General features: G+C 66.3%; 13 protein-coding genes and 1 pseudogene. 7 read left to right on the forward strand and 7 right to left on the reverse strand.

The window, feature by feature from the left end:
- Positions 1 to 281: 281 nt before the first annotated feature.
- Positions 282 to 3,857 carry an ABC transporter permease/M1 family aminopeptidase gene (locus AB4Y92_RS04970; RefSeq protein WP_441818632.1) on the reverse strand — a complete coding sequence of 1,192 codons (3,576 nt, stop codon included), beginning with the start codon at positions 3,855 to 3,857 and terminating at the stop codon, positions 282 to 284.
- A 14-nt stretch (positions 3,858 to 3,871) separates the two neighbouring features.
- Complete coding sequence (locus AB4Y92_RS04975; protein WP_441818633.1) at positions 3,872 to 4,768, reverse strand: ABC transporter ATP-binding protein; 897 nt, start codon at positions 4,766 to 4,768, stop codon at positions 3,872 to 3,874.
- 610 nt (positions 4,769 to 5,378) lie between these two features.
- On the opposite strand from AB4Y92_RS04975, the gene AB4Y92_RS04980 reads away from it, so the two are divergent.
- Together AB4Y92_RS04980 and AB4Y92_RS04985 are read left to right on the forward strand one after the other, a co-directional pair.
- The gene (locus AB4Y92_RS04980; protein ID WP_441818634.1) at positions 5,379 to 5,651 is read left to right on the forward strand and encodes a hypothetical protein; all 273 of its coding nucleotides are present in this window, start codon (positions 5,379 to 5,381) and stop codon (positions 5,649 to 5,651) included.
- A 77-nt stretch (positions 5,652 to 5,728) separates the two neighbouring features.
- Positions 5,729 to 6,919: a low temperature requirement protein A gene (locus tag AB4Y92_RS04985; RefSeq protein ID WP_441818635.1), complete on the forward strand. Its 1,191-nt coding sequence runs from the start codon at positions 5,729 to 5,731 to the stop codon at positions 6,917 to 6,919.
- A gap of 12 nt (positions 6,920 to 6,931) precedes the next feature.
- Here the strand turns inward: AB4Y92_RS04985 and AB4Y92_RS04990 are convergent, their stop codons facing one another.
- From AB4Y92_RS04990 to AB4Y92_RS05005, 4 genes are all read right to left on the reverse strand, one after another.
- Positions 6,932 to 7,351, reverse strand: coding sequence for a hypothetical protein (locus AB4Y92_RS04990; RefSeq protein WP_441818636.1), 420 nt, complete (start codon positions 7,349 to 7,351; stop codon positions 6,932 to 6,934).
- Positions 7,352 to 7,471: 120 nt separating this feature from the next.
- A complete protein-coding gene (locus AB4Y92_RS04995) occupies positions 7,472 to 8,125 on the reverse strand; it encodes a M24 family metallopeptidase (protein ID WP_441818637.1) in 654 nt (217 codons plus the stop codon).
- 84 nt (positions 8,126 to 8,209) lie between these two features.
- On the reverse strand, positions 8,210 to 8,659 hold the full coding sequence (locus AB4Y92_RS05000; RefSeq protein WP_441818638.1) for a type II secretion system protein GspG: 450 nt from the start codon (positions 8,657 to 8,659) through the stop codon (positions 8,210 to 8,212).
- An 8-nt stretch (positions 8,660 to 8,667) separates the two neighbouring features.
- Entirely contained in the window at positions 8,668 to 10,041 is a 1,374-nt protein-coding gene (locus AB4Y92_RS05005) for an MBL fold metallo-hydrolase (protein ID WP_441818639.1), read from the reverse strand.
- 320 nt (positions 10,042 to 10,361) lie between these two features.
- Between AB4Y92_RS05005 and AB4Y92_RS05010 the strand changes: the two genes are divergently transcribed.
- The 4 genes and pseudogenes from AB4Y92_RS05010 to AB4Y92_RS05025 all read left to right on the forward strand — a co-directional run.
- Positions 10,362 to 12,449, forward strand: a complete 2,088-nt coding sequence (locus AB4Y92_RS05010) for a M13 family metallopeptidase (RefSeq protein WP_441818817.1) — start codon at positions 10,362 to 10,364, stop codon at positions 12,447 to 12,449.
- Positions 12,450 to 12,871: 422 nt separating this feature from the next.
- Positions 12,872 to 14,986, forward strand: a complete 2,115-nt coding sequence (locus AB4Y92_RS05015) for a M13 family metallopeptidase (protein ID WP_441818640.1) — start codon at positions 12,872 to 12,874, stop codon at positions 14,984 to 14,986.
- A gap of 107 nt (positions 14,987 to 15,093) precedes the next feature.
- On the forward strand, positions 15,094 to 15,144 hold the full coding sequence (locus tag AB4Y92_RS05020) for a DUF6053 domain-containing protein (RefSeq protein WP_441818818.1): 51 nt from the start codon (positions 15,094 to 15,096) through the stop codon (positions 15,142 to 15,144).
- Positions 15,145 to 15,225: 81 nt separating this feature from the next.
- Positions 15,226 to 15,315, forward strand: a pseudogene (locus tag AB4Y92_RS05025) (DUF6053 domain-containing protein); the annotation flags it as partial.
- A 32-nt stretch (positions 15,316 to 15,347) separates the two neighbouring features.
- On the opposite strand, the gene AB4Y92_RS05030 reads toward AB4Y92_RS05025, so the two are convergent.
- Positions 15,348 to 15,974 (reverse strand): FMN-binding negative transcriptional regulator, encoded by a 627-nt coding sequence (locus AB4Y92_RS05030; RefSeq protein WP_441818641.1) that lies wholly within the window; start codon positions 15,972 to 15,974, stop codon positions 15,348 to 15,350.
- Positions 15,975 to 16,286: 312 nt separating this feature from the next.
- Here AB4Y92_RS05030 and AB4Y92_RS05035 point away from each other — a divergent pair, with 312 nt between their 5' ends.
- On the forward strand, positions 16,287 to 18,302 hold the full coding sequence (locus AB4Y92_RS05035) for a M13 family metallopeptidase (RefSeq protein WP_441818642.1): 2,016 nt from the start codon (positions 16,287 to 16,289) through the stop codon (positions 18,300 to 18,302).
- Positions 18,303 to 18,330 lie beyond the last annotated feature (28 nt).

An 18,330-nucleotide genomic window follows, 5' to 3' on the forward strand; every position in this document is an offset into this window, starting at 1 on the left:
CCAAAGAAAAGGCTTTGGGCTGTTTCGAGTCAAAAGCCACGAGTACGGTACTTACGCAGGCAGGTGCCACATTGGGCATCCTGCCCAAGGTGGCACCCGGCGCACGTCCATGTGCGCCGCCCTCCGGGTGTCTCTGGTCTCGCGAGTTACAAGCGGCGCCCAGCAACAACAAAAGCAAAGACAGGGCAAAACACAATCTTGGCAACGGCAACAGCAACAGCAACAGCAACCACAACGGCAACTGCACCCTCAACGGCAAAAGCCACCTCAGCCCTCGCCCCTCACAACCGCTTGCGATTATCCGAAGGCACCCGATCGATCAACTTGTTGTAAGGATCGAACCCCACCTCATACGGCTCGCGATCCACCACCACCGTCACCTTAGTCTCTGCCTGCGTCACCCGCCTGCGCTGCAACGACAACACCTGCTCATCGGCTTCCTTGCCCGACGGCCCGCGCGCGAACACGCCGACTTCGATCCAGTCGTCCACCGCGCCCTGCGTTTCCTTGCCCTTGCCGTCGGCGTAAAGCTTGCCCGCGTGCAACTGCATCGTGACCTCGTACTTGCCGTTGGCGAGCTTCTTCGACGACGCCGACACCACCCGGTTGTCGTAGAAACCGATCTTCTCGAACAAGTCGGTGATCAAGCCCTGCTGATCGGGCCGGGCCTCGGCGCGTATGTACTCCAGCAACTCGGCCGAAGTCGTGTACGGCGGCGACTGATAGCCCTTGTCTTGCAGGAAACGCTTCAGCGCGCGGTTGAGCGCGGCTTCGCCGAGTTCCTCGCGCAGCCGGTAGAACACCAGCGAGCCCTTGCGGTAGTGGATGTACTGCTGGTTCTCCACCCGGTACAGCGGCATTTCCTCGACCCGCTCGCCGCCGCGATCGGACAGGTAGCGGTCCAGTTCGTACTTGAGGAAGCGGCGCATCTTGGCGCGACCGTATTCGTGCTCCATCACCATCAGCGCCGAGTACTGCGACAGCGACTCCGACAGCATGGTCGAGCCCTGCACCTGCGCGCCGATCACCTGATGCGCCCACCACTGGTGCGCGACTTCGTGCGCGGTCACGTAGAACACGTAGTCGATCGCCTCCGGATCGCGCAGGTCGGCGACGAAGCCGATCGATTCGGAAAACGGAATGGTGTTGGCGAAGCTTTGCGCGAAGGTCGCGTAGCCCGGGAACTCGATGATCCGCACCTGCTTGTGCTGATACGGGGTGAAGTTGGCCTGGTAGTAAGCCAGCGATTTCTTCACGGCGGCGACCATGCGATCGACGTTGTACTCGTGCTTGGGATCGTAGTAGATCTCGATCTTGATGCCGCCCGGCGCCTCATCGCTGCGCACCTTCCAACGCGCCGACAAGTACGAATAGAACGGCAGCATCGGCCGGTCCATCGCGTAGTCGAAGCACTGCCGGCCCTCGCGCTGGTATTGCCTGCGCAGATACCCCGGCGCCAGCGCGATCTGGTCCGGCGCGGTGCACACCGTGGTCTTGAAGTCGATCCAGTCCGCGTCGTTGGCGATGTAGTGATTGGCGCGCGCAGCCTGATCCTCCAGCTTGGCCATGCGCTCCACTTCGCCCATGCCGCGTTTGCGCCGCTCGTTGCGATCGGTCAGCTGGCCGCTCTGGTCGTAGCCGAAGTGCGGGAACACCGAGGAATTGAAGAAGCTGCCGTTGCCGACCAGCGCATACTGCGAGGGCTCGTTGGCGAAGCCTTCCACCGCCGAGGACTGGACGAAATCCAAAGTGCGGCGCTCGCCGGGCTGCATCGGCCGGTCGAGCCGGTAGATGCGATAGCCCAGGCGCTCATCGTTGCGGATCAGCTTGCCGCCGCCGAATTCCAGGCGCTCGATCTTCGCCTCGGAATCGACCCTGATATGGAATTCTGCGATCGGCGCCGGATGCGGGTTGACCAGCTCATAGCGGCCGACGGCGCGCATGCGCAGGGTTTCCGGATGCAGATCGACCCGGTTGTCGACCGCGACGATGCGCGGCTGCGGCAGGTTCTTGTACTTTCCGAACTCGCGTTCGTACCGCACCTGCTCGTCCATCGTCACGTCCGACGGCAGGTAGTGGTTGAGCCTGTTGGTGTTCCAGTAAATCCAGGCGCCGGTCGCGACCCAGGCCAGCAGCACCGCGGCCAGGGCGATACGCGGCCGGCCGCGCAGGCGTTCGCGCGCCAGCCGCACGCGGTCGCGCCAGCCGGTGGACACCCCGCGCACCCAGAACGCCGCCGCCAGCAGCATCAGCGCGCCCAGCAGCGATCCCCAGTAACCCTGGAACCACAGCCGCGCGATCAGGAAATGGCCGTAGCCGTTCATGTCCGAATACGGCGCCGCCGGTGCCTGGGCGTAGTTGTAGAGGTTGTGATCGAAGTGCAGCAGGCCGAGCGAAGCCTGCACGATCACCACCAGCACGGTGAGGCCGTAGCCGATGAAGCGGTTGTTGCTCAACACCTGCAGAACCAGCGCCAATCCGCCCATCAGCACGAAGGGAATCGCGCCCAGCACCAGACCGCGCAGATACAGCATCGGTTCCAGCGCGGTATAGCCCTTGATCAACTGCAGCACCATCGCCGCGACGCCGCCGATGCACTGGAACACCGCCACCACCGCGATCAAGGTCAGGAACTTGCTCAGCAGCGGCAGCCAGTTCGGCACCGGCATCGCATCGACCACTTCGGCCAGCTTGGCGTTGCGTTCCTTGAACACCAGCTCGCCGGCGTAGAACATCGTCACCAGCACCAGCATGAAACTGAAACTGGCCTGCAATGCGATCACCATCAACGAGGTGGTCGGATAGGTCTTGGTGCCGAACATGCTCTGCATCGAGCTGACGCCGACCATGAAATTGGTGATCGCGAAGGCCAGCATGATCAGGAACGGCACGCTCTTGAGCACGCCGACCGTATCCAGGCGCAGCGACTGCAGGAACTGCGCGCGCACTGTCGCGGCGCCGAACGACGGCCGCACCCGCGGCGCTTCCACGCCGATGCTGCGCCGCGCCGGCGCCGCGGCCGGCTTGCGGCGGCGGCCGAACCAGGCCTTGCCGGTGCCGCTGCGCTGCGGTTTGAACAGGGCGAACGCGGCCGCGATCATGCCCAGGCCGACGCTGCCCCAGATCAGGCGGTTGACCAGCAGGAAGCCGCTGAACGCCGGCAACTGGCTGTTGAGCTCGACCGACGACCAGTAACGTATCGAGCGCTTGAACGCGGTGGTGCCGAACGGGTCGATCATCACCGCCAGCCACTCGTTGTCCAGGTCGGCGACCAGGGTGCGGGCGAGAAAGCGCAGTATCAGGAAGCCGATCACGCCCAGGTACACGATCAGCAGACTGCGCCCGGTCACCGCCAGCAGCGCCAGCAACGCGCCGATGAAGATCAGGTTGGGCAGCACCAGGACCGCGAAGCTCCAGATGTACGGCCACAGCGAGAACGGCCCGAGCCGCTCGGCATCGACCCACGGCATCGACGGCGCGATCAGCAGCCCGATCACGATCATCGCGTACACCAGCAGACACGAGGCGAGCGCGCCGCAGAAGCGGCCGATCAGGAAATCGCGCTTGCGCATCGGGCTGGAGAAGAACAGATCGGCCGTGCCCATCTCGAAGTCGCGCAACAGCGCGCCGGAGACGAACGCGGCGATCACCAGCATGCTGAGCACGCTGAAGGTGGCCAGGATATCGGCGATGGTGGTCGGCGCGTTGCGGTTGACGTTGCCGATGCCGCCGCCCATCTGCACCGCGTCGGAGCTGGCCACGGCGAAGGCCAGCAGGCCGAACATCGCCGCCAGCAGCCACAGCAGCGGCGAACGCAGTTGTTGCCGCAATTCGAAGCGGAAAAATTCCTTGATCATGATGACCGCCCCGCTCAGGCCGCGACGCGCGCGTGTTCGCGCAGGCGCTGGAAGTACACGTCTTCCAGATCCGGCGCGACGCGTTCGAAGCCCTCCTCGGGCGCATCGGCGCTGAACACGTGGATCACCGGCTGGCCGCCGACCAGGCGCGTGGACAGCACGGTGAAGCGGGTTTCGTAACTGGCCAGTTCCGACTTGGCCACCTGCTTGCGCCACACCTGCTGGTTGAGCGCGTCGATCGCCGCGTTGGGCTCACCGGTCAGCAGCACCTTGCCCTTATCGACGATGGCCATGGTCGGGCACAGGTCGGTGACGTCCTCGACGATGTGCGTGGACAGGATCACCGCCACGTTCTCGCCGATCTCGGCCAGCAGGTTGAGGAAGCGGTTGCGTTCTTCCGGGTCCAGGCCGGCGGTGGGTTCATCGACGATCACCAGACGCGGATCGCCGAGCAGCGCCTGCGCGATGCCGAAGCGCTGGCGCATGCCGCCGGAGTAGGTGCCCAGCTTCTGCTTGCGCGCGTTCCACAGGTTGACCTGATGCAGCAGCGCCTCGACCACTTCGCGCCGCTGCTTGCGCTGGCTCAGGCCCTTGAGCACGGCGAAGTGATTGAGCAGCTCCTCGGCGCTGACCTTGGGATAGACGCCGAAATCCTGCGGCAGATAACCCAGTTGCCGGCGCACGCTGTCTTTGTCGCGCAGCACGTCGATCGGCTGGCCGTCGGCGCCTTCCAAGGTCACGCTGCCCGCGTCGGCCTCCTGCAAGGTCGCCAGGGTCCGCATCAGCGACGACTTGCCGGCACCGTTGGGGCCGAGCAGGCCGAACATCCCGCGCGGGATGTCCAGGGAAATACCGTCGAGTGCGCGCACGCCGTTGGCGTAGGTCTTGGTGAGGTCGCGGATGGTCAGCATGCAAAGGGCTCCGTCGGTTCTATGCGCGGCTCGCAGGTCGGGCGGCATTGCGCTTATGGCCGATGCTAACGGCGAATCCCGCCGCGCCCAATGGGCGGTTGGTGGGCATGACCGATGGCATGGGGTATCGGATATGTATGCGGTATGCCGGGTTGGGTGATTCGAGCTGTGATGTGCGCGGGGAAAGCCGCGGGTTTCTTATGCGGCGGCTGCGCGTTCGCCTACCTGGCGGTGTGCTGGTGGGCAACGCTAATGAGCGCGGGGCGCGGGCCTGGGCGTGGCTGCGCGCGAAAGCACGCTGGGTATTCCGCTCTCTTCCATTTGCGGTGTTCCACTCCCTCTCCCGCTTGCGGGAGAGGGTTGGGGTGAGGGGTGAGCGCCGTAGGCGCGAGAGCTCTTGCATGGAGTTCTACCACTGCCCGCGCCCTCACCCCAACCCCTCTCCCGCGAGCGGGAGAGGGGCTCCAGATCTACATGCGCTCTGCACATGGCCTGCACGCGCCGACACGAACCATGGCCGTGTCGGTCGAGACGGCAGCCGCCGGCGAATTCGTCCGAACCAGTCACCTCCGCCGCGCCGCAGCAAACCACCGCCCCAGGGGAAAACACGATGCATACGATTCTGGTGATACTCGGCGGCTTCGTCCTGATGGCGCTATGCCTGCTCGGTGGCCGCATATTCGGCGGCGCCGGCGTGGCCTCGCTGATCGCCGGATTGAAGCTGTTCCTGCCGCTGTGGCTGCTGGGCGCCGGCATCAACATGTACATCGGCGTGGCCCGCGCCGGTTATTCGGTCGGCGAGGAATTGCCGATCTTCCTGCTGATCTACGCGATCCCGGCGGCGGTCGCCGGCTTGCTGTGGTGGCGACTGGCGCGCGGCTGAGACGCCGGCGGCCGATCCATCGCAACCACCGCGCGCATCGCTTACCGTAGCGAACGCGCCCCGACCCGAATCCGCCCATGACCCCGCCCCTGACCACCTTGCTGCGCATCCGCGAAGGCCACGCCAAGGTCGGCTACGCCGAACTGTTCTTCGATCTGGTGTTCGTGTTCGCGGTCACCCAGCTCTCGCACACCCTGCTCGAACACCTCACCCCGACCGGCGCGCTGCGCACCGGGCTGTTGTTCCTCGCGGTGTGGTGGCTGTGGATCTGCACCTCGTGGGTGACCAACTGGCTGGACCCGGAAAAAATCCCGGTGCGGCTGACCGTGTTCGGCCTGATGTTGGGCGGGCTGATGATGTCGTCGGCGCTGCCCGACGCCTTCGCCGAGCGCGGACTGGCCTTCGCCGTGGTCTTCGCGGCCATGCAGGTCGGCCGCAGCGCGTTCATGCTGTGGGCGCTGCGCGGCGGCCGCAGCCCGGGCAATTTCCTTAATTTCATCCGCATCACCCTGTGGTTCGCGATGTCGGCGGTGCTGTGGATCGCCGGCGGACTGGCCGAGCCCGAGTCGCGGGCGTGGTGGTGGCTGGGCGCGGTGGCGCTCGAATACCTGGGGCCGATCGCGTTCTTCCGTGTGCCCGGCCTGGGCCGCTCATCGCTGTCGGACTGGGACGTGGAAGGCGGCCATCTGTCCGAACGCTGCGGCTTGTTCATCATCATCGCGCTGGGCGAGTCGGTGCTGATCACCGGCGCGACCTTCGCCAAGCTCGAATGGAATCCCGTCACCATCGCCGCATTCTGCATCGCCTTTCTCGGCAGCGTGGCGATGTGGTGGATCTATTTCGACAGCGGCGCGGCGCGCGGCGAACACCGCATCACCCACGGCCACGACACCGCCAGCCAGGCGCGCCTGGCCTATACCTATCTGCATCTGCTGATCGTCGGCGGCATCATCGTGTGCGCGGTCGCCGACGAACTGGTGCTGGTGCATCCCGATCACGCCGAAACCGCCGGCGTGGCCGCGATCATCGGCGGCCCCGCGCTGTACCTGCTGGGCTGCGCGTTGTTCAAGTGGGTGACCAACACCCGCCGCTTTCCGCCGGCCTCGCATCTGGGCGGCTTGTTGCTGCTCGCCGCGCTGGCGCTGGCCGCCGCGCCGATGCATCTGTCGCCGCTGGTGCTGGGCGCGGCCACGACCGCGGTGCTGATGATCGTCGCCGGCTGGGAAACCGCGTCGATGCGGTATTCCGAAGCCGAACTCAAGCATTGAGGCAGCGCCCGCTCAGCCGCGCCCCAGTCGCCGCAGGGCGATGCCCAGGGCGATGCGGTAACTCGCCGCCAGATCGCGATTGATGACGATCGTCGCCATCGGCGCGGCGTGCGCGCGCAGGCGTTCGTCCAGGGTGGTGGCGCTGCCGTCGTGGACTTCGATGTAGGCGCTGGGCAACGCGTCCAGCGCCTGCCGCAGCGGTTCGGGCTGGGCCAGCGCCTGCGAGGCGAGTTCGCCCGGATCGATCAGCACGAACTCGGCGTTGCCGGCGCGCGCCGAGCCCAGTTGCGCGACGAACTCGCGCAGGCTCGCGCACGGCCGCACGTCCAGGCGCCGCCCGACCGCGGCCGCCAGCCGGCGCAGCCCGGCGTAGAAGTCCGCGCCCAACGGCGCCGAGTCGGAATGGGCGCCTTGTACGATCACGATGCTCACGCTTACCGCCTGTTGATGGTCCGGGCCGCAGCTTGCGGCCGGCGGGCATAAACGCGCCATTTCGCCGCGACACGGCGGCGTAAATTCTTCGCATAGCCCGCGCCGCCGATGCGGCGGCGGTCAGATCAACAAGTCTTCGTAGAACGCGCCGAACGCACGCTGCGGATGCGCGATCTGGATCTCCAGGATCCACAGGCCCGCCGCCGGGCAGGATTCGAATTCGCCCAGATCGCCGGCTTTGTAGATCGCGTGCGGAAAGTCGCTGACGCGGTGGCCCTGGATGTCGAGATTGAGAACCCAGCCCATCGCCTCGGCCTGCTCGGCCGCGTAGCGGTACAGCTCCGGGCCGCTCACGCGCTGGTCTTTCCAATAGCCGTGGACGCGATCGAACAAGGTCTTGGCCGCATCGGCGCAAGCGCGCATATCGGTATCGGCGCCGGTGACGAAGGTCGCGCCCGAATCGCCTTCGTGCCCGTCCCAGACCACGCCCATGTCGATGAAGTAGATGTCGTCCTCGCCCAGCACGACATCGCCGTCGGAGCGCTGACGGAAGGTCTTGAGAGTGTTGGCGCCGAAGCGGATCAGCAGCGGATGCCAGATGCGCGCCATGCCCAGGTCTTTCAGCACCGCCTCGCCGATAGTCTTGGCGTCCGACTCGCGCATGCCCGGACGGATCTGCGCGGCGATGCGGTCGATCGCCTGCCAGGTCATGGTGCGTGCGTGCAGCATGGCGGCGGGGTCGAAGGCGGGGCCTACGTTTTCTTTCGTGGTCATGGGTGCGAATGAGCGGATGCAGAGGCGGCGGATGGATTCTGCGCGCCGACGGTTCTCAGGTCGAGACCGAATCGCGCGCGACGATCAGGCTCCGTTGGCTGACGATTCGAACTGCACGTCCCCAGCGTCGTCCTCGCCGCCCAGACGGCCGTCGCGGCCCAGCGAGAACAGCACGAAACCCTTGCCGTCGTCGTCGGCGCGGTAATACACCGGCCGCTGCCACGGATCGGTCAGCTCCCACTCTCGCGCATACGGCCCGAGGCCGTTGGGCCAGGTCAGCTCTTTCAACGACAGCGGCAGCCGGCCGGTGTCGCTGCGGAATCCGTCGATCTTTTCGCCCAGGGTTTTGATTTGCGCCCGGGCCATGCTGTGATCGGTGCGGGTACAGCGCGGCATCATGAAGATATTCCACGCCACCGACAGCACCGCCAGCGACAACATCGAAATCGCGGCGATCTTCCACCCGCGCACGAAAGTCCGCTGCCGGCTGGACGGCATGTGCGTGGAATCGTCCCTGCTTTCGTCAGCGTCCATGTCCGCACCTAGACCTGCAAAGTCATCCCTGGCCGCGCCAGTTCCACCTTGACGCCGAAGCGCTCGCCGATCTCGCCGGCCAGCGCTTCGCGCGCCTTGTCTTCGCCGTGCACCAGCGCCAGCGGCGGATGGCCGGCGATCTGGCCGTACCACTCGATCAAGCCGTGTTGATCGGTATGCGCCGACAGTCCGCCGATGGTGTGGCGCTGCGCCAGCGCGCGCACGTCGCGGCCGTGGATGCGCACCCACTTCGCGCCTTCCACCAATCGCCGGCCGATCGTGCCTTCGGCCTGATAACCGACGAACACCACATGCGTCTGCGGCTTGCCCAGGTTGTGCTTGAAGTGATGCAGGATGCGCCCGGCGTTGGCCATGCCGGAACCGGCGATCACGATCGCGCCGCGTTCGAGCTGGTTGATCGCCATCGAGTCCTGCGCCGATTCGGTCAGCTGCAGATTCGGCAGATGGAAGGGATTGGGTTTCTGCTTCCACACCCGCACCGCGTCTTCGTCGAACAGATCGGTGTGGCGGTCGTAGACGGCTACCACCTTGGCCGCCATCGGGCTGTCGAGAAAAATCTTCCAGCGCCCGACGTTCCATTCGTCCCAATACTTGGCGAACCAGTACAGCAGTTCCTGGCTGCGGCCGACCGCGAACGCCGGGATCAGCACGTTGCCGCCGTCGTTCCAGGCGCTTTCGAGAATGCGCCCGAGTTCGAGGATGGTCTCGGCGCGGTCCTTGTGCAGACGGTCGCCGTAAGTGGATTCCATCAGCACCAGGTCGGCGCGATCGATCGGCGCAGGATCGCGCAGGATCGGCGTGCCCTTCGGGCCCAGGTCGCCGGAGAACACCAGCTTGCGATCTTCGGCGTACAGCTCGACCACCGACGAACCCAGGATGTGCCCGGCCTCGCGAAACGCGACCTCCACGCCGGGCAGAATTTCGCGGCGCGTGTCGTAGGCCAGCGGCTGCACGCGCTGCATGGTCGCTTCGACATCTTCGCGGGTGTACAGCGGAATCAGTTCGGGCTCGCCGTGCTGGCGTTTGCGGTTGCCGCGTTCGGCTTCGCTTTCGGCGATGGAGGCCGAATCCAGCAGCATGATCCGCATCAGGTCGGCGGTGGCTTCCTGGGCGTGGATGGCGCCGCGGAAACCGCGCTTGAGCAGCAGCGGCACGCGGCCGATGTGATCGATATGGGCGTGGCTGATCACCAGCGCGTCGAGCGCGGCGGCGTCGAAGGCGAACGGATCGAGATTGCGCCGTTCGGCCTCGGGACTGCCCTGGATCATGCCGCAATCGAGCAGCACGCGATGGCCGGCGGCCTCGACTTCGTGCAGGGAACCGGTGACCTCGCCGGCGGCGCCGTGGAAATGAACGCGCATGGGTGTGCTCCTGAGTGGACCGGCCGCGGTGGCGGCCGCGATCCAGGCGTCGAACTTAGCATGCGCGCGGCCGGGCTCCGGGTCCGGGCCGCGCCCTCGTTGCGCAACGGCTCAGCGCACAAATCGCAAGGCCGCCGGGCACCCCACATGACTGACGACACCCTTCCGGGCCTGCGAACCGGTCTATCGTCGGGGGATCGCGCTGGGGACCGACGACGACGGCCCGCAACGAGAGCCGCTGTTTCGTCATCTATCCCAAGTTCGCCCGGCCGGAGTGCGCCATGACCCGATTCGTCACGACCCGATTCAAATCCTCCCCACTGCTGCTGTCGCTCGCCATCGCCGCAGCCCTGAGCGCCTGCGCCAAGCCCGAAACGCCGGCGCCGGCGGCGAGCGCGCAAACCGCCGCGCCGCCCGCGGCCGCGCCCACGCTGAAGATCGACGAAAGCAAACTGCTGCAGCCGGTGCGCTTCGCCATCGGCGATCTGGACGCGTCCAAGAACGTCTGCGACGACCTCGGCCAGTACGTCAACGACAAATGGTTCGCCGCCAACGCGATTCCGGGCGATCGTTCGTCCTGGGGCGTGTCGGACGTGTTGGCCGAACGCTCGCTGGCGGTGCAGCACCAGTTGGCCGAACAGGCCGCCCAGGACGCGAACGCCGGCGGCATCGAGAAGATCGTCGGCGACCTGTGGGCCACCGGCATGGACGAGGCCAAGATCAACGCCCAGGGCATCGAGCCGCTGAAGAACGATCTGAGCGCGATCGCCGCGCTCGATACGCCGGAAAAGATCGCCGCCTATCTGCGCACTTCCGCCGCCGAGGGCCGCGGGGTGATCTTCGATTTCGGCGCCGAGGCGGACTTCAAGAATTCCTCGATGAACATGGCCTTCGCCACGCAAAGCGGCCTGGGCCTGCCGGACAAGGGTTATTACTTCGATCAGGACAAGCGCGACAAGCAGGCCGCGTATCAGCAGCACATCGCCAAGGTGCTGGAGTTGTCGGGCACGGCCGCGGCCGATGCGGCGGCGCAGGCCAAGGCGGTGATCGCGTTCGAAACCCGGCTGGCCAAGGCCTCGCTGTCGCGCGAGCAATTGCAGCGCGATGTCGCCTTGTACTACCAGCCCATCAGCCCGGCCAAGGCCAACGAGCTGACGCCCAACTTCTCCTGGACCGAGTTCTTCAAATCGCAGGGCGTGGAAGTGCCGGCGCAGTTCTCGCTGGCGATGCCGGACTTCCACAAGGAAGTCAGCAAGATGCTCGCCGACACGCCGGCCGCGGATTGGCAGGCGTATCTGCGCTATCACACCGTCGATGGCGCATCGCTGTATCTGAGCGATCCCTTCGTCGCCGAGCACTTCGAATTCCACAGCAAGGCCATGGTCGGGCAGAAAGAACAAAAGGCCCGCTGGAAACGCGTGTTGAACGCCGTCAACGGCTCGGCCGGCGAGGCGATGGGCCAGTTGTACGTGAAGGTCGCCTTCCCGCAGCAATCCAAGGCGCAGATGGACGCGCTGGTGCAGGGCCTGCGCACCGCGCTGAAGGCGCGCATCGAAAACCTGAGCTGGATGAGCGCCGACACCAAGAAGAAAGCGCTGGAGAAGTGGGCCAGCTTCACGCCCAAGATCGGTTACCCCGACAAGTGGCGCGACTGGAGCGGCCTGAAGACCGGCCGCGACAGCTACTACGCCAACGCCCTGGCCGCGGAGCAGTTCAACTACAAGTGGAACCTGGGCAAGATCGGCAAGCCGGTGGACAAGACCGAATGGGGCATGTCGCCGCAGACGGTCAACGCTTACTACAACCCGTTGCAGAACGAAGTGGTGTTCCCGGCCGCGATCCTGCAGCCGCCGTTCTTCGATCCCAACGCCGACGAGGCGATGAATTACGGCGGCATCGGCGCGGTGATCGGCCACGAGATGATTCACGGCTACGACGATCAGGGCAGCCGCTTCGATCCGTCCGGCAACATGGTCAACTGGTGGACGCCGGAGGACGCGAAGGGTTTCGCCGCGCGCAGCACCAAGTTGATCGAACAGTTCAACGGCTACGAAGCCGCGCCCGGCCTGCACGTCAACGGCAAGCTGACCCTGGGCGAGAACATCGCCGACCTGGGCGGCCTGGCCACCGCTTACGACGCCATGCGTCTGGCGGTCGGCGACAAGCCCGATCCCAAGACCGACGGGCTGACCCGCGACCAGCGTTTCTTCTACGGCTTCGCCACCAGCTGGCGCGATCGCTACACGCCGGATCTGCTCAAGGTGATCGTCAATTCCAACGAACACGCGCCGGCCAATTTCCGCGCGATCGGCGCGCCGTCGAATCTGCCCGCGTTCGCGGCGGCGTTCTCGTGCAAGGCGGGGCAGCCGATGGTGCGTGCTGCGGATAAGCAGGTGGTTATCTGGTGAGTTGAGAGCCAGTCGGCCTGATTCCCTCTCCCGCTTCGCGGGGTGAGCGGATGCGGCTTGCGAGCCGCTGGCTCGCGCGTCCGGGAACGCTCAAACGCCCAACGTTTGAGCCAGGGCGGGGCTAGGGTGAGGGCGCGCGAGCCGACACGCCCTCGCCCTCATCCGGCCCTGCGGGCCACCTTCTCCCGCCAAGCGGGAGAAGGCAACGGCCGCCCGAACCGCTGCATCGCGCTCATCCGATGCGCAAACCGGGCAAAACTGAACATTCCCGCGCCACCCCACATGACCTTCGACACCCTTCTCACGCCCGGATCGGGACTATCGTCCGCCCGGTGTCCCGGCCCGAGCCGCGTCAATCCGGCCCGAAATCCGCGACAATCCCCGTTCGTATCTCGCCAACGCCCTTCCGGCCGGAGCTCTTTGTGACCTTCAACAAACCGCAAGTCCTGCTGTTGTCCCTCGCCATCGCCGCCGCGGTGGCCGCCTGCGGCAAGCAGGAAACCTCCACCCCGGCCGCGGGCGGCGACGCCACCGCCGCCAAGCCGGCCGAAGCCGTCCAGTTCAAGCTCGACGAAAGCAAGCTGCCGCCGGTCAACCGTTTCCTCATGAGCGACCTGGACACCACCAAGGACGCCTGCACCGACTTCGGCGGCTACGTCAACGGCAAGTGGCTCGCCGCCAACGCCATCCCGGGCGACCGCACCTCGTGGGGCGCGTTCGAAATGCTCGACGAGCGCTCCGACGGCGTGCAGCGCCAGCTGGCCGAACAGGCCTCGGCCGACACCAAGGGCACGGGCGTTGAGAAGATCGTCGGCGACCTGTGGGCCACCGGCATGGACGAAGCCAAGATCAACGCTCAGGGCATCGAGCCGCTGAAGGCCGACCTGGGCAAGATCGACGCGATCAACAGCCCGGAAGCCATCGCTGCCTACCTGCGCGAAGTGTCCAAGACCGGCGACAACCCGCTGTTCGGCTTCGGCGCCGAAGCCGACTTCAAGGATTCGGCCAACAACATCGCCTACGCCTCGCAGGGCGGCCTGGGCCTGCCGGACGCGCCGTACTACACCGACGCCAAGTTCAAGGACAAGCTGGACGCCTACGAGCAGCACATCGCCAAGGTGCTGGAACTGGGCGGCGTCAAGCCCGAGGACGCGGCCAAGCAGGCCAAGGACGTGATCGCGTTCGAAACCCGCCTGGCCAAGGCCTCCAAGACCCGCGAGCAGCTCTCGCGCGACGTCTCGCTGTACTACAACCCGATCGCGCCGGCCAAGGCCGACGAGCTGACCCCGAACTTCTCCTGGACCAAGTACTTCGAGTCGCAGGGCGTGGCCGTGCCGAAGATGTTCTCGCTGGCGGTGCCCGGCTTCCATGAGGAAGTCAGCAAGATGATCGGCGAAACGCCGGTCGCCGCGTGGCAGGCCTACCTGCGCTTCCACACCATCGACGGCGCCTCGCCGTACCTGTCCGACGCGTTCGTGCAGGAGAACTTCAACTTCTACAACAAGACCCTGCGCGGCCAGAAGGAACTCAAGGAACGCGGCAAGCGCGTGCTCAACGTGATCGAAGGCCAGGCCGGCGAAGCGATGGGCCAGTTGTACGTCAAGGTCGCCTTCACCCCCGAGTCCAAGCAGCGCATGCAGGCGCTGGTCGAGAACCTGCGCCAGTCGCTCAAGACTCGCATCGAAAATCTCTCCTGGATGAGCGCGGACACCAAGAAGAAGGCGCTGGAGAAGTGGGCCAGCTTCACGCCCAAGATCGGCTACCCGGACAAGTGGCGCGACTTCAGCGGCCTGAGCACCGGCCGCGACAGCTACTACGCCAACGTCAAGGCCGCCAACGAATTCAACTACAAGTGGAACCTGGGCAAGGTCGGCAAGCCGGTGGACAAGACCGAATGGGGCATGTCGCCGCAGACGGTCAACGCCTACTACAACCCGCTGCAGAACGAGATCGTGTTCCCGGCCGCGATCCTGCAGCCGCCGTTCTTCGATCCCAAGGCCGACGACGCCACCAACTACGGCGGCATCGGCGCGGTGATCGGCCATGAGATGACCCACGGTTACGACGACCAGGGCTCGCGCTTCGGACCGACCGGCAACATGGAAGTGTGGTGGGCCCCGGCCGACGCCAAGGCGTTCTCGGGCCTGACCGCCAAGCTGATCAAGCAGTTCGACGGCTACGACGCCGGCAACGGCCAGCACGTCAACGGCACCCACACCCTGGGCGAGAACATCGCCGACCTGGGCGGCCTGGCGACGGCGTATGACGCGATGAAGAAGGCCGCGGGCGACACGCCGGACCCGAAGACCGACGGCCTGACCCGCGACCAGCGCTTCTTCCTCAACTGGGGCACCGTGTGGCGCCGCAACTTCACCCCGGAAGAGAAGAAGGTGCGTCTGCAGACCGACGAGCACGCCCTGGCCGACTTCCGCGCGATCGGCGCGCCGTCGAACCTGCCGAGCTTCGCCGCGGCGTTCTCGTGCAAGCCCGGCCAGCCGATGGTGCGCGAAGGCGACAAGCAGGTGGTGATCTGGTGATCGCGCCGGCGCGGCTGATTGCCGCGCCGTGACGATGTGCAGAACGAAGAAGGCCCGGGGATTCCCGGGCCTTTTTTTGTTTGCGCGAGGTGCGAGCGGATGCTTTTGTGGGAGGGCCTTCAGGCCCGATGCTTTTCGATCAAATCGCTGCGATCTGAGACAAGAGCATCGGGGCTAAAGCCCCTCCCACAACAGCAGCCGCGTCAGCCGCGGGATTTTTTGTCGGAGGGCCTGTTTTTGTGGGAGGGCCTTCAGGCCCGATGCCTTTCGGTCAAGTCGCGGCGATCTGTGACAAGAGCATCGGGGCTAAAGCCCCTCCCACAAAAGCAGCCCCTCCTGCACCAGCAACTCTTACACAACATCAATCGGACGACCGCTCGCGCGCCTGCATCAATGCAGCGATTTCACGGCTGGCTTCGCGCGGTTGCGCGGCCAGTTCGGCGGCCACCGCGACGCGGTTGGCTTCGGGATGGTTCTGACTGAGCTTCCACTTCATCACCGTGCCATCGGCGATGAAACGAAACCCGACGATGCCACGCAACTGGCTGAGGTGATCGGCGCGCTCGGGCTCGAAACGCCAATCGCGGCCGACCGAGGCTTCGTGCTTCACGCTCAGGTCCGACACCACGGCGGCCAGGAACTCGGTGTCCTCGAAGGTCTGCAACTGCCCGCGCAGATGCGCCACGGCGTAGTTCCAGGTCGGCACGCGCGCCTGCTCTTCCTTGTCGGTGTACCACGACGGCGACACGTAGGCGTGCGGGCCGTGGAAGATCAAGGTCGCCGGGCCCGGATGCTTCGCCTGCGGGTTGGGACGCGCCCAGTGGCCTCGGATCTCGATGCGGTCGCCATCGCGGCGATACAGCACCGGCAGATGCGAGATGGTCGGAACGTCCTCGCGCACGGTGATCACGGTGGCGAAGTTGTCGCGCGCCACCAGCGCGTCCAGCGAGGCGAGATCGGCTTCGGCGAAAGCTCTGGGCAGGTACATGCGCGTTCCGGTGCGGCGTTGCGGGAGCCGTCGATACTATCCCAGCGCACGCGGCGCCGGCTTCGGACGCGCGCTCGTTCCGGCATCGCGCCACCGCAACAGGCAACCAGCGTTGAAAGTCGCGGCACGACGACGCACCACGCACTCACCCGCCTCGCACCACAAAGCTGTACAGGCACCCGGATTCCACCCCCAGCCACCGCCGCCCGCCCCCGCCGGCCGCGCCGCCCCGCGCAACCCGAACCCCAAACCCGTTCACCGCCCACCCCACCCCAGTTGTTAAACTCGCGCATCCCCAGGATGGAATACGCGATGTCGAACCTACGCCCGCTTGCCTGTGCCCTCGCCCTGAGCCTGATCGCCGGCCTGGCCTCGCCCGCCGCCGATGCCGCCAAGAAGAAGGCTCCCGCCAAGTCCAAGGCGCCGGCCGCCGCCAATGCCTGCACCGATTTCTACGCCAGCGCCAACGCCGACTGGCTGCGCGCCAATCCGCTGTCGGGCGCCAGCTCGGTGTCCTCGCTGGAAACCCTGGCCGCCAACGCGCGACGCCAGCAGTTGGAACTGCTCAACACCGCCATGACCGCGCCGCAGGGCAACGTGCAGAAGCTGCTCGGCGACTTCTGGGCCAGCGGCCTGGACGAAGCGGCGGTCGAGCGCGACGGCTCGCAGCCGATCGCCCCGCTCCTGGGCCGCATCAACGCGATCAAGAAGGCGAAGGAAATCCCCGCCTCGATCGCCGCGCTGCATCAGGTCGGCATCCCGGTGCTGTTCAACTTCGGCGCCGACATCGACCTGCAGGACCTGGAACGCCACATCGGCTACTTCAGCCAGGGCGGCCTGGGCCTGCCCGATCCGGCCTACTACACCCGCAGCGATGCCGACACGCGCCAGTTGCTGGGCCACTACAACAACTACGTGCAGAAGATCCTCACCCTGACCGGCACGCCCAAGGAAAAGCTGGCGGCCGAAGCGCAGTTGGTGATCGATCTGGAAACCCGCATCGCCCGCGCCTCCAAGCCGCTGCCGGACCTGCGCGATCCGCGCGCCAACTACGCGCCGGTGCAGGTCGCCGCGCTCGCCAAGACCTACAAGGGCCTGCAGCTGGGCGACTTCCTCAAGGCCCAGGGCGTCAGCGACGACAGCGTCTCGCTGGCCAATCCGCAATTGTTCGCCGAACTCGACAAGCTGATCGGCACGCTCAAGCCCGACCAGTGGAAGGTGTATCTGCGCTGGCGCATCGGCGATTCGATGGCGCCGTACCTGGCCAAGCCGTTCCGCGACGCCGAGTTCGATTTCCGCGGCAAGGTGCTGCGCGGCCAGCGCGAGCAGCCCGCGCGCCAGCAGGCGGTACTCGACGCGATCACCCTCGCCGCCGGTCCGATGGTCGGCCACGAGTACGCCGCGCGCTACCTGCCCGCCGCCACCGATGCGCGCGCCGAGCAGATCGCAGGCCAAGTGCGCGAAGCGCTCGGCAAGGCCATCGACGCCGACACCCGTTTCAGCGACAGCGCCAAGGCCGAAGCGCGCGCCAAGCTGGGCAAGCTCAAGATCGAAGTCGGCACGCCCAAGCGCGATCTGGACTACAGCGTGCAGCCGATGGGCCGCGGCAGCTTTGGCAGCAACATGCTGATCGCCTCCACCTGGCGCCATCGCGAGGAAATGAAGCGCATCGGTCGCGGCAACGCCGACCGCCGCTGGGACGTGCTGCCGCAGGAGCCGTCGCTGGCCTACGACATCGCCCAGAACCGTTTGATCGTGACCGCGGCGATGCTGCAGGCGCCGGTGCTGGACCTGAGCAAGCCCGAGGCCGCGCAGTACGGCGCCTACGGCTCGCTGGTCGGCGCCGAACTCACGCACGGCTTCGACAGCCGCGGCCGCTACGTCAACGCCAAGCAGGAAGTGCGCGACTGGTGGACCCCGACCGAAGTCTCGGCCTGGGACGCACTGGGCAGCCGCGTCGCCGCGCAGTACAGCGCCGAGTCGTATCCGGGCCTGAGCGCGACCAAGGTCAACGGCAATCAGGTGCGCGAAGTCGCCATCGCCGATCAGGCCGGCGTCGAGCTGTCCTGGGCCGCCTACCGCGCCGCTCAGCCGGCGGCGAGCAAGGACGCCAATCAGGCCTTCTTCAAGGGCTGGGCCGGCCTGTGGGCGCAGCAGCTGAGCCCGGAAGTGGCGGCTCAGCGCTCGGCCTCGGGCATCCACGCGCCGGGCGTGTGGCGCACCAACCTGCCGCTGTCGAATCTGTCCGCCTTCGGCGAGACCTTCGGCTGCAAGGCCGGCGCGGCGATGACCCGCAAGGCCGATCAGCAGATCAAGATCTTCCCCTGATCGACCGGCGGCCTCGCACAAGCAAAAG

Origin of the sequence: Lysobacter sp. TAB13 (assembly GCF_052113885.1) — a bacterium.
In the GTDB taxonomy this organism is placed as follows: Bacteria; Pseudomonadota; Gammaproteobacteria; order Xanthomonadales; family Xanthomonadaceae; genus Lysobacter; species Lysobacter gummosus.